Annotated in this window: 14 protein-coding genes and 1 tRNA gene; 10 read left to right on the top strand and 5 right to left on the bottom strand. The window is 54.0% G+C overall.

Translation table 11 applies throughout. From position 1 onward, the window contains the following. Nucleotides 1–151 precede the first annotated feature (151 nt). The 3 genes from WC392_00985 to WC392_00975 all read left to right on the top strand — a co-directional run bounded on the left by WC392_00985 (nucleotide 152) and on the right by WC392_00975 (nucleotide 1,661). Nucleotides 152–445 carry a TusE/DsrC/DsvC family sulfur relay protein gene (locus tag WC392_00985; GenBank protein MFA5240927.1) on the top strand — a complete coding sequence of 98 codons (294 nt, stop codon included), beginning with the start codon at nucleotides 152–154 and terminating at the stop codon, nucleotides 443–445. Nucleotides 446–547: 102 nt separating this feature from the next. Further along, the gene (locus WC392_00980) at nucleotides 548–898 is read left to right on the top strand and encodes an STAS/SEC14 domain-containing protein (GenBank protein ID MFA5240926.1); all 351 of its coding nucleotides are present in this window, start codon (nucleotides 548–550) and stop codon (nucleotides 896–898) included. A 73-nt stretch (nucleotides 899–971) separates the two neighbouring features. Further along, nucleotides 972–1,661 carry a Bax inhibitor-1/YccA family protein gene (locus WC392_00975; GenBank protein ID MFA5240925.1) on the top strand — a complete coding sequence of 230 codons (690 nt, stop codon included), beginning with the start codon at nucleotides 972–974 and terminating at the stop codon, nucleotides 1,659–1,661. A gap of 62 nt (nucleotides 1,662–1,723) precedes the next feature. Here the strand turns inward: WC392_00975 and proB are convergent, their stop codons facing one another. The 4 genes from proB to rplU all read right to left on the bottom strand — a co-directional run bounded on the left by proB (nucleotide 1,724) and on the right by rplU (nucleotide 4,666). Further along, on the bottom strand, nucleotides 1,724–2,842 hold the full coding sequence (gene proB, locus WC392_00970; GenBank protein MFA5240924.1) for a glutamate 5-kinase: 1,119 nt from the start codon (nucleotides 2,840–2,842) through the stop codon (nucleotides 1,724–1,726). Nucleotides 2,843–2,845: 3 nt separating this feature from the next. Next, a complete protein-coding gene (gene obgE, locus WC392_00965; protein ID MFA5240923.1) occupies nucleotides 2,846–3,943 on the bottom strand; it encodes a GTPase ObgE in 1,098 nt (365 codons plus the stop codon). 113 nt (nucleotides 3,944–4,056) lie between these two features. Next, nucleotides 4,057–4,317: a 50S ribosomal protein L27 gene (rpmA, locus tag WC392_00960; GenBank protein ID MFA5240922.1), complete on the bottom strand. Its 261-nt coding sequence runs from the start codon at nucleotides 4,315–4,317 to the stop codon at nucleotides 4,057–4,059. A gap of 37 nt (nucleotides 4,318–4,354) precedes the next feature. Then, nucleotides 4,355–4,666 (bottom strand): 50S ribosomal protein L21, encoded by a 312-nt coding sequence (gene rplU / locus WC392_00955; protein ID MFA5240921.1) that lies wholly within the window; start codon nucleotides 4,664–4,666, stop codon nucleotides 4,355–4,357. A 168-nt stretch (nucleotides 4,667–4,834) separates the two neighbouring features. Between rplU and ispB the strand changes: the two genes are divergently transcribed. Then, nucleotides 4,835–5,803, top strand: coding sequence for an octaprenyl diphosphate synthase (ispB, locus tag WC392_00950; GenBank protein ID MFA5240920.1), 969 nt, complete (start codon nucleotides 4,835–4,837; stop codon nucleotides 5,801–5,803). Nucleotides 5,804–5,819: 16 nt separating this feature from the next. Then, nucleotides 5,820–5,896 (top strand) — tRNA-Pro (locus WC392_00945). A 140-nt stretch (nucleotides 5,897–6,036) separates the two neighbouring features. Here WC392_00945 and WC392_00940 read toward each other — a convergent pair. Continuing rightward, entirely contained in the window at nucleotides 6,037–7,383 is a 1,347-nt protein-coding gene (locus WC392_00940; protein MFA5240919.1) for a sigma 54-interacting transcriptional regulator, read from the bottom strand. A 333-nt stretch (nucleotides 7,384–7,716) separates the two neighbouring features. On the opposite strand from WC392_00940, the gene WC392_00935 reads away from it, so the two are divergent. The 5 genes from WC392_00935 to WC392_00915 all read left to right on the top strand — a co-directional run bounded on the left by WC392_00935 (nucleotide 7,717) and on the right by WC392_00915 (nucleotide 11,657). After that, nucleotides 7,717–8,991, top strand: coding sequence for an FAD/NAD(P)-binding oxidoreductase (locus WC392_00935; GenBank protein ID MFA5240918.1), 1,275 nt, complete (start codon nucleotides 7,717–7,719; stop codon nucleotides 8,989–8,991). Nucleotides 8,992–9,127: 136 nt separating this feature from the next. Continuing rightward, on the top strand, nucleotides 9,128–9,334 hold the full coding sequence (locus WC392_00930; protein MFA5240917.1) for a hypothetical protein: 207 nt from the start codon (nucleotides 9,128–9,130) through the stop codon (nucleotides 9,332–9,334). A 46-nt stretch (nucleotides 9,335–9,380) separates the two neighbouring features. After that, complete coding sequence (locus WC392_00925; GenBank protein ID MFA5240916.1) at nucleotides 9,381–10,028, top strand: rhodanese-like domain-containing protein; 648 nt, start codon at nucleotides 9,381–9,383, stop codon at nucleotides 10,026–10,028. Nucleotides 10,029–10,070: 42 nt separating this feature from the next. Then, nucleotides 10,071–10,754, top strand: a complete 684-nt coding sequence (locus WC392_00920; GenBank protein MFA5240915.1) for a rhodanese-like domain-containing protein — start codon at nucleotides 10,071–10,073, stop codon at nucleotides 10,752–10,754. Between the two features lie 87 nt (nucleotides 10,755–10,841). Beyond that, on the top strand, nucleotides 10,842–11,657 hold the full coding sequence (locus WC392_00915) for a PhnD/SsuA/transferrin family substrate-binding protein (GenBank protein MFA5240914.1): 816 nt from the start codon (nucleotides 10,842–10,844) through the stop codon (nucleotides 11,655–11,657). The last annotated feature ends 15 nt before the right edge of the window (nucleotides 11,658–11,672 follow it).

Here is an 11,672-nt window from a genome sequence, read left to right as displayed (position 1 = left end):
TACATTGAACATGAAACCCTATTGTTGACTATTTCAATCAGGTATGTTTTAATGATTACACATTTTATTCAATGTCTAAGTTATAGATCGTCTTTGTTTTATATGGCGAGATCAAGGCAAAATTCAGTAACTTTATTAAGGGGTATTAAACATGGAACTTCCTGTACGAGATGGTGATGGTTATTTGACGGACATGAATGTCTGGACCGAGGATATTGGCCGCGCAATGGCAGAGGCTGACGGCGTTGAGCTTGATGATGTGAAATGGAACCACATCATGAAAGCGCGTGAATATTTCGAGGAAACCAGTTCGGTGCCACCGATCCGGAAATTTGCCAAATATATCGATGAAGACCAGAAGGTGATTTTCAGCACCTGGATGACGGGCCCAATGAAGCCTATCACCAAATATGGCGGTTTGCCCAAACCTACCGGCTGCGTTTAAGTTAGCTGTTGCCCGCACAAAGGCCCGGGATGCTTTGCTTTCCGGGCCTTTGCTTTTTTACGATAGAATAGGCCCATCTGGATATATTGGAAGGGTCATGAAATGATTGCCATTGAGCATCACGATCGGGTCGTCAAGGTTTCCGTGTTTGGTGAATTCACTCTCGCCGATTACAAACAGATGGAAGATGCGGTTACTTTTGAGACGAAATTCAAGGGCAAGGTCAACCTGCTGGTGGATTTACGCGACATGGCTGATTTTACACTCGATGTGGCGTGGGAAGATGCGCGCTTCAACTGGCAGCATGCCCATGATTTTCAGAAAATCGCGGTTGTCACCAATGGCCGGTTGGTGGCGTGGAGTGCCTGGCTGGCGCGCGCCTTCGTCGATGCCGAGATTCAGATCTTCGAAAACTATGATCTTGCCAGCGACTGGGTGGACGCGGAAAGCTGAAATATTGAAACTTTATAATGTCTTCTATAGTCTTACCGGCTGAATTTCCCGTATCAACCAAGGAGAGTATTTAATGCAACCTGAATTACGCATGCCTACCCAAACGGCTGGTCTGTCGCTAACTACCCACAGGGTATTGCGCAATACCTACATGATGCTTGGCCTGACCATGGTCCCAACGGTGATCGGTGCAGTCATCGGCATGAGCATGAATTTTTCTTTTATGGCTCAAAGCCCGATTCTGGGAATGATAGTCATGCTGGCAGTCATGTTCGGCCTGTTCTGGGGTATTTCCAAGAACCGCGATAGCGGCGTGGGCGTGGCCTTGCTGCTGGCGCTGACTTTTTTCATGGGGCTGATGCTGGGCCCGATCCTGCAGGTAGCCCTGCACCTGAAAAACGGTGCGCAACTGGTGGGCCTGGCGGCGGGAGGCACGGGCGTGATTTTCCTCGCGCTGGCTTCCTATGCCACGGTATCAAAGAAGGACTTCAGCTTCCTGGGGAATTTCCTCTTCGTCGGCCTGATTCTTTTGATCATCGCCTCCCTGGCCAACATGTTCTTCCAGGTTCCGGCGGCTTCCCTGGCCATTTCCTCGATCGCGGTGCTGATTTTCTCCGGCTTTATCCTGTTTGACGTGAGCCGCATCGTGCAGGGCGGCGAGACCAACTACATCATGGCAACCCTGGCCCTGTACCTGGACATCTACAACCTCTTCGTCAACCTGCTGCAATTGCTGATGGCGTTGAGCGGCGAGAAGGATTGAGCGTATCCCGCATCAACAAAAAGGGCAGCCTCGGCTGCCCTTTTTGTTGATGCCTCGTCGTGCTAAAGCAGTACCAGATTATCTCTGTGGATCAGTTCCAGTTCGTCCACGTAGCCCAGGATAGATTCGATCTCGCTGCTGGGGTGACGCATGATTTTCCTTGCTTCTCCGGAGGCGTAGTTGACCAGGCCGCGGGCAATTTCCTGGCCATTCTGGTCAATGCAGGTCACCACTTCGCCGCGATCAAAGTCACCGCTCAGATCGCACACGCCGATGGGCAGCAGGCTTTTGCCTTCCTGGCGCAATGCCCTGGCGGCGCCTTCATCCAGCATCACCTTGCCGCGCACCTGCAGATGATCGGCGAGCCACTGCTTTCTTGCGGCAATGGGCATGGTTTCGGCAATCAATTGCGTACCGATGGCTTCGCCGCGCGCAAGGCGTACCAGTACTTCCTGTTCGCGCCCGGAAGCGATGATGGTGTGGGCGCCGCTGCGGATAGCCCGTTTTGCGGCGAGGATCTTGGTCAGCATGCCGCCGCGGCCGATATCGCTGCCCGCCCCCCCGGCCATTTTTTCCAGTTCCGGATCGCCCGCGCGGGCTTCCTGAATCAGGGTTGCGGTCGGATCCTTGCGCGGGTCTGCACTGAACAGGCCGGATTGGTCGGTCAGGATTACCAGGGTGTCGGCTTCGATCAGGTTGGTGACCAGGGCGCCCAGGGTGTCATTGTCGCCAAAACGGATTTCATCGGTGACCACCGTGTCGTTCTCGTTGATGATGGGGATGACATTGAGTTCCAGCAGCGTGCGTAAGGTGGTGCGGGCGTTGAGGTAACGCTTGCGGTCAGAAAGGTCATCATGAGTGAGCAAAATCTGCGCGGTGTGCAGTCCATGCTGGCGGAAGCAGCTTTCATAAACCTGCACCAGCCCCATCTGGCCGACGGCGGCGGCAGCCTGCAATTCGTGCATGGCGCTGGGGCGCTTCTTCCAGCCCAGGCGCTGCATACCTTCGGCTACCGCACCGGAGGAGACGAGCACCACCTCCCGCCCCATTTTCTTGAGTTCTGCGATCTGTGCTGCCCAGTTGGCAATGGCGACATGGTCGAGGCCTGCGCCGCTGTTGGTGACCAGGCTGCTGCCGACCTTGACGACCAGACGCCGGGAATTTTCAAGTATGGATTTCATGTTTTATTCGGTTGCGGCGGGTGTTTGTTGTTCTGAGCCGGGCGATTCCGTGCTCTTCTCGGTTTGTTCTTCCGTGTTGTCCAGCGGAGGGCGATTCTGCTCCAGATGTTCCATGATGGCGTAAGTCAGTTCCCTGCAACCTTCGCCTGTCAGAGCTGAAATCATGAAACTTTTTTCTTGTCCGCCAAATTCGCGCAGGAATTTCTGCAGGCGCTCGCTACGTTCATCGGTATGGATTGCATCCATTTTGTTTAATACCAGCCAGCGGGGCTTCTGGTAAAGACCTTCATCGTATTTGCGCAATTCCTCGATAATCGCGTGCGCTTCCCGCACTGGGTCAACCGCTTCGTCGAAGGGGGCAATGTCCACCAGATGCAACAACAGACGGGTGCGTGCCAGATGGCGCAAAAATTGATGTCCCAAGCCAGCGCCTTCGGCGGCGCCTTCGATCAGGCCGGGAATGTCGGCAATGACAAAGCTGCGCTCGCTATCCACGCGCACCACGCCGAGGTTGGGATGCAGTGTGGTAAAAGGATAATCCGCAACTTTGGGCTTGGCGGCGGAAACGGCGCGAATGAAGGTGGATTTGCCGGCGTTGGGCATGCCTAGCAGGCCCACATCGGCCAATACCTTGAGTTCAAGCGCCAGTTCAAATGTTTCACCTTGCTCTCCTGGGGTGCACTGGCGCGGAGCACGGTTGGTGCTTGACTTGAAGTGCAGATTTCCAAGGCCGCCTTGCCCGCCTTTGGCAATCCGTGCTTTCTGACCGTCGCTGGAAAGGTCGGCAATGGTTTGCCCGGTTTCGAAGTCGGAAATAACCGTGCCCACCGGTACGCGCAAGATCATATCCTCTCCGCCCTTGCCATAGCGATCGCTGCCATGGCCGTTCTCGCCGCGCTCTGCGCGGTAGACGCGCTTGTAGCGATAGTCGATCAGAGTATTGATGTTGCGGTCTGCAATAGCATAGACGCTGCCGCCCCGGCCGCCGTCACCACCGTCAGGCCCGCCATTGGGAATATACTTTTCACGCCTGAAACTGGAGGCGCCGTTGCCGCCGTTGCCCGCGTGGACCTCAATCTTGGCTTCATCTATGAATTTCATGTAAATACCGTAGGGCGTATTAGCTGCTGGCGTAATACGCAGGGTGGAGCCAAAAACAAAAAGGCCCTATCTTTTCCGATAGGGCCGTATCGCATCGCCTGGTGCCTGTTAAATCAGACAGCCGGGATGATGCTCACCATGGTGCGACGCAGTGCGCCTTTGACCGCAAAGTGCACGTGACCGTCAATTTTGGCAAACAGGGTATGATCCTTGCCAATACCAACGTTGTCGCCAGGATGCATCTGGGTGCCGCGCTGGCGCACAATAATGCTGCCGCCGGAAACCAGTTCACCACCGAAGCGTTTTACGCCGAGGCGTTTGGAATGGGAGTCGCGGCCGTTACGTGAACTGCCGCCTGCTTTTTTATGTGCCATGAGTTTTCTCCTTGAGCAGAGCTTTTAGTGCCAGCTCTTACTGGGCGATTTGGTCGATACGGATTTCGGTGAAATTCTGCCGATGTCCCTGGGTTTTACGGTAGTGCTTGCGACGGCGCATTTTGAAAATAATTACTTTTTTCGCACGTCCCTGGCTCAGAACGGTAGCCTTCACCGTTGCACCTGCTACCAGAGGAGCCCCTACCGTTACCGCTTCGCCATCCGCGACCATCAATACTTGATCCAGTACGATTTCGCTGCCGATGTCTGCCGGTATCTGTTCTATTTTAAGTTTTTCGCCAGCGACGACGCGATATTGCTTGCCGCCGGTTTTTATGACCGCATACATGTTTAGCTCCATTGCTTCACTTTTGAAATGAACCCGGAATTATGCCTAAGCTTATGATAGCGGTCAAGATTTGTTTGCTATTCGTGGTTACGCCATGGCTGGGAACGATATCCCCTCTTGACACTTTATTGTGAACATTCCTAACATTCGTATTTTTCGGACTATTTCGTGCCAATCGAAGCCATACGCGGCTGCATCGAAGCAGATATGCATGCTGTAGACGCGGTTATCCGCCAGCGTCTCCATTCTGAAGTCGTGCTGGTCCGCCAGATCAGCGAATACATCATCAATAGCGGCGGCAAGCGCTTGCGTCCGGCCCTGGTGCTTTTGTCCGCGGGTGCATTTGACTATCGCGGCACAAACCATCATGAACTGGCTGCGGTGGTTGAGTTTATCCATACTGCGACTTTGCTACATGATGATGTGGTCGACGAATCCAGCCTGCGACGCGGGCGGGCAACCGCCAATGCCATGTTCGGCAATGCCGCCAGCGTGCTTGTGGGTGATTTTCTTTACTCGCGCGCATTTCAGATGATGGTAGGGACGAACAATGTACGCGTAATGACGGTAATTTCCGATGCGACCAATGTCATTGCGGAGGGCGAGGTCCTGCAACTGCTCAATTGTCATGATCCGGATATTGATGAAGATCGCTATTTACGGGTGATCCATTATAAAACCGCCAAGCTGTTCGAGACGGCGAGCCGTCTGGGTGCGATTCTGGGTAGTGCAACACGTGAGGTCGAGGATGCCATGGCCGAATACGGCATGCGTCTGGGGACCGCATTCCAGTTGATCGATGATGTGCTCGACTATTCAGGCGATCATCATGAGACAGGTAAAAATGTGGGCGATGATCTGGCCGAGGGCAAGCCGACGCTGCCGCTGATCTATGCAATCAAGCATGGCGATGCGGCGCAGGCGGGTGTGGTGCGCCATGCGATTGAACAGGGCGGTCTGGACGACCTGCAGGGCGTGCTGCAGGCGATTCGCGATACCGGCGCGCTTGACTATACGCGCCAGCAGGCTGAGCGCGAAGTGCAGGCAGCCTGCGCGGCAATTTCTGGTCTGCCCGATTCAAAGTACAAGGATTCTTTGCTACAATTGGCGAAATTTTCGGTTACGCGAAATCACTAGCGTACCGCTGCCATTTCGGGGTGTAGCTTAGCCTGGTAGAGCGCTACGTTCGGGACGTAGAGGCCGGAGGTTCGAATCCTCTCACCCCGACCAATCTGGTTTTAAGCCTCCGTTGAATCCAGATAATCCATTTGGGCGTAGGTCGGGCTTCAGCCCGACATGTCGGGTTAAAACCCGACCTGCAACTCATTGATTTTCCGATACCCAAACGGCTAATGAACTATCTGGGTTGATCAACTTCGCAAGCCGTAGCGAATCAGTTTCCTGTACAGGGTTCGCTCACTAATTCCCAGAATTTCCGCCACCATGCGCCGGTGGCCCTGGTATTGTTCCAGCAGTCTTGCAATATGGCCCGATTCCAGCTCGGAGATCGATGCTAGCCGGGTGAGCGCTCTTCCGCTGTCCGGGCGGGCGCTTGAGGGTCTGGGCGAAGCGCCGTCAGTCCACTGTCCGTTTGTGTCAAAGCGAATGTTGTCAGCCGTAATAAGTCCGTTATCGCTCAATATCAGGGCTTTTTGCAAAATATTGCGAAGCTCCCGTACGTTGCCGGGGTAGTCGTATTCCAGCAGACGGGCCGCAGCGTCGTCACGCAGATGATAATTTTTCCCGCCATTCATGTTGGACAGCAAGGCCTTGGCAAGGGGAGGGATATCGCTGCGTCTTTCCCTCAGAGCGGGCAGCGTCACGTCTATACCTGCAATGCGGTAGTAGAGATCGAGCCGGAATTGGCCCTGGTCGACCATGTCCAGCAGATCCCGGTTGGTGGCGCTGACAATGCGTACATCGGCGCGCAGGGTTTCGGTTCCGCCAACGCGACGGTATTCTCCGCTTTCAAGAACGCGTAGCAGTTTTGCCTGCATCGAGAGCGGAATTTCGCCGATTTCATCGAGGAATAGTGTGCCGCCATCAGCCAGCTCGAATAATCCAAGTTTGCGGCCCACACTCCCGGTAAATGCGCCGCGCTCATGGCCGAAAAGTTCGCTTTCAAATACAGACTCGGCGATGGACGTGCAATCCACGGTGATAAATGGCTTGGCTTCCCGGCTGGAGCGGCGGTGAACGTATTGGGCGGCCAGTTCCTTGCCTACCCCGCTTTCGCCATACAGCAGAATCGATGCTTCCGACTCGGCTACGCGGGTCAGGTTGTCCACGCAGGCGAGAAAAGCCGGGGATTTTCCGATCATGCGCATTTCGTTGCAGTCCATGGCAGTGGAAGGCGCAAAGGGATAGATCGCTTCTCCCAGGTACAGTTCGCCGTTCAGGCCGTGTATCGGGTGGCCCTGAATGCGCACGTGTTCAGGCCGGTTGTGGAGGTCGTAGTGTGTGTGCAGTGCTTGCTGCCCCTCGCCGGTGGCGAATACCTGCTGGTGCGGGCAGGCTTCGCCATTGAGATGGCAGGGTGCAGAGGAGTGATGCGATATCTCGTGACAGGTGTGCCCGACTACCGGTTTGTCGCTGGTGCCGTAGCGTGTGCGGTAAGCGCGGTTTGCGGCGACGATGCGGTAGTTCCGGTCGATCAGGACGAAGGGGTTTTCCTGGGCGTCGATCAGGGATTGTAGCTGGACTGGAATATGGTTCATGGGGCGTGTCATGTCATTATGTCATGACAGTATACGTTAAGCTTCGCACGTCGGGGTATGGGTATTTTGATTTGTTTTTATATTAAACAACAGGTTGTTATTTTGTGGCGGGCATTGTGCTTTCTTGTTGGCGCATATTTTTTTGCTTAATAACATATTAAACAGTGAGTTACCTGGTGTCATGTCATTCTGGCATGAAATTCTTTTCTGCTGTGTCAGTATTTTTTATAAATATCAATGAATACATATTGTTAGTTCTCTGGCATGTTGATTGCTATACATCACGGACTGCTTCTTGTTTTTAATCGCTAATCCGAATTGGAGAATGATCAAATGGCACATATCGTAATTATGGGTGCGGGCCTCGGCGGCATGCCGATGGCTTATGAAATGCGCGAGCAGTTGCGTCCGGAAGACAAACTGACGGTCATTTCCAATACCGGCAGCTTCCACTTTGTGCCATCCAATCCATGGGTCGCGGTTAACTGGCGCACGCGAGAGGATATTCAGTTCCCGATCGCCCCCTATTTTGAACGCAAAAATATTGCCTTTGTCCCTACTGCGGCCAAAAGGGTTCATCCTGAGAAAAATCAGGTGGAATTGGCTGATGGAAAGATGGTCGACTATGACTTCCTGGTGATAGCCACCGGCCCCAAGCTGGCGTTTGATGAAATTGAAGGCCTGGGCCCAGAGGGGCACACTCAATCCATTTGCCATGTGGATCACGCGGTCAAGGCGGGAGAGGCCTGGGATCAATTCGTCAGGGACCCCGGCCCAATCGTGGTGGGTGCGGCTCAGGGGGCCTCCTGCTACGGCCCGGCTTATGAGTTTGCCTTTATCATGGACACTGACTTGCGCCGTCGCCGCATCCGGGACAAGGTTCCCATGACATTCATTACTGCCGAGCCTTATATCGGCCACCTCGGTTTAGGTGGTGTGGGTGACTCAAAAGGTTTGATGGAATCCGCCATGCGCGACCGGCACGTCAAGTGGATCACCAATGCCAAGGTGACCAAGGTCGAGGCCGGCAAGATGTTTGTGGCTGAGCATGACGATCTGGGCAACATCAAGAAGGAGCATGAGTTACCGTTCAAATTCGGCATGATGCTACCGGCTTTCAAGGGGGTCGATGCCGTGTTTGGAATCGAAGGTCTGACCAATCCCCGTGGCTTTATCCTGATCGATCCCTACCAGCGCAACCCGAAATACCAGAATATCTATTCGGTGGGCGTATGCGTGGCGATTCCGCCAGTAGAGGTAACCCCTGTGCCAACCGGCGCGCCCAAGACCGGCTACATGATCGAGACCATGGTGACGGCGGCAGCTCACAATATCCGTGCCGTGCTTGATGGCAAGGAGCCGGATCAGAAGGCTACCTGGAACGCCATCTGCCTGGCTGATTTCGGTGATACCGGCGCGGCTTTCGTGGCCCTGCCACAGATTCCGCCGCGCAACGTGAACTGGTTCAAGGAAGGCAAATGGGTGCATCTGGCCAAGATTGCTTTCGAGAAATACTTTATTCGCAAGATGAAGAAAGGTACGACCGAGCCGCTTTACGAAAAATATGTACTTGGCGCTCTGGGCATCAAAAAACTGAAGGACAAGTAATTGGTTAGGAAAAACGGATAGGAATAAGGACTTGATTGGTATGTATGTACCATTGCTTGCCCGGGTCTGACAGGTAGAATCCAGATAGCTGTTGTAATTAATCAAGATTAATAATTGGCAACCACAGGAGCATGGAATGAAAAAAATTCTGACAATTATATTTTTGGCCTTGGGCCTCTTCGCGATGCCGGTCGTGCATGCAGCGGACGAAGCGCCTGCGGATCCGAAGAAGGAACAGAAAGCGACCGGTGACAAGAAAGATGGCAAAGCCGGAGAATCGGGTGAAAAGAAAGAAGAGAAGAAAGGTGGGGGTGGGGGCGCAGCTGAGCCCGAGTGCAGTTAAATTATAAAAAGTTGTACCTTGCATTAAAACCAATAGGAGGATGGAAATGACTGTTAATAAACTGCTTGCTTCGACCGCTTTGCTGGCCAGCTTCATGCTGCCTGGTATGTCGCTTGCGCTGGATGTGAATATCACTGCTGACATGCCATCGGTGGAGGTCATGCACAATGGCAAGAAGGTGGCCATTCAGCGTAACCAGAATCAGGATAACAATGTTAATCCGGCCTTTGGCAAGACATCGCGCAAATGTCCTCCGTTTTGCATCCAGCCTGGTGAGCTGGCTCCCGGCGTGAGCACCATCGGTGAACTGGAGATGATGAGCTACCTGAAGAAAATGAGCGATGGCGACAAGAGCATCATGGTGATCGATTCGCGTACGCCTGACTGGGTTGCCAAGGGCACCATTCCTGGTGCGGTGAATATCCCTTGGGACAAGCTCAACATCGGCAAATCCGACCCGATCACGGTGCAGGAAATTCTGGAAAAGCAACTGGGTGCCAGGCAGCAGGATGGTTTCTGGAATTTTGATGGCGCCAAGACCCTGGTGATGTTCTGCAATGGATCCTGGTGCGGCCAGTCTCCTACCAACATCAAGGGCCTGCTCAAGATTGGTTACCCCGCGCACAAACTGATCTGGTACCGCGGTGGCATGCAGGATTGGGAGTTGTTGGGCCTGACCACAATCAAGCAATAACCTGGCAATCATAACTATACAAAATTCGCAGGAGTGACGTTTATGAAGAAGAATCTGCTCAAGTTTTCAGGCCTTACCTTTGCCTTGGTTGCCACGCTCGGCATGTCCGGTTGCGCTTCCACCGGCGGCAATACCGCCGCATCCGGCAAACCGCTTGCGGTTGCCATTGCCGACGGCATGCCCTCGGTGGATGTGATGCATAACGGCCAGATGGTGACTATCCAGCGCAACCAGAATCAGGATAACAATATCAATCCTGCATTCGGGAAAACCTCGCGCAAATGCCCGCCGTTCTGCATCCAGCCGGGTGAACTGGCTCCCGGCGTAAAGACCATCGGCGAGCTGGAGATGCTGCAATACTTGCAAAAGGTCAGTGCAGGCGACAAGACCGTGATGGTGATCGATTCGCGTACGCCGGACTGGGTCGCCAAGGGGGCCATCCCTGGTGCGGTGAACATTCCATGGGACAAGCTGAATATCGGCAAGTCAGATCCGATAACGGTGCAGGACATTCTTGAGAAACAACTCGGTGCCAAGCAGCAGGATGGCTTCTGGGATTTCTCCAATGCCAAGACACTGGTGATGTTCTGTAATGGCCAGTGGTGCGGCCAGTCCCCCACCAACATCAAGGGCCTGCTCAGGATCGGCTATCCTGCGCACAAACTGGTGTGGTATCGCGGTGGCATGCAGGAGTGGGAAACGCTTGGGCTGACCACGGTCAAGTAATAAATTCGAATGCTGGCGTCTCTTTCAAGGGCGGCGAAAGCTGCCCTTTTTTAATGTATTGATATGATTGATGGATTAGGGAGGGTCATGATGAAATATTTGATGGCATTAATGATCATGCTGCTGGGAATGCCTGCCAGTGCAGCGGAGCGTCTGCTATTCGGGGTCAATACAGGGGTTCCGGCCCGGGATGAGCAGCAGGATCTTGCCGACAAGTACAAGCCGCTGGCGGACTATCTGGGCACAGTGCTGAAACGTCAGGTCAAGCTGGAGGTTAGTCAAAGCCTGTCTGCCTCGGAGCGGCGCCTGAAAAAAGATGCTTTTGACGTTTTTCTTGGGCCGCCCCAGGTCATTGCCCACGCCATGAAAAGTGCCAACTATGTGCCGGTTGCCCGTTATCCCGGCAAGCTCAAGGCGGCATTCGTGGCTATGGATTCCAGCGGCATCAAAAGCCTGAACGATACCAGGGGAAAGCGGCTGGGCCTGCCGGACAAGGATAGTCTGGCGGCCAATCTGGCGCTGGCCAAGCTGCGGTTTTCGCGGATTACGCCCGAGAGTCATTTTTCCGAGATTTTTTACCAGCGTTTCCAGGATGCGGCGCTTAACGCCCTGCTGATCGGACGTGTCGATGTGGTGGCAGTCACTTCCGGGTTTGCCAAGAGTTGGGTGGCTGAACACCCGGGCTCGCGGGTGATCGAGGAAAGCTACGAAGTGCCGCATTTTGCTTTTGCCCTGCGTGAAGATCTGGGTGAGGCGGAATCCCGGCTGATTCGCCAGGCTTTGCTGGATGCGCCCAATACTCCGGAAGGCCGCGTCATGCTGGAAAAAATGGGCCGCAAGGATGGGTTCATCGCGACCAGCAAGGACGATTATGCGCCCTTGATACGGCTGTTCGGGTTTTAACCCGGATGGTTTGAC

This window comes from Sulfuricella sp., assembly GCA_041651995.1.
GTDB lineage: Bacteria > Pseudomonadota > Gammaproteobacteria > Burkholderiales > Sulfuricellaceae > Sulfurimicrobium.
This window is presented reverse-complemented; position numbering and strand designations above follow the sequence as displayed.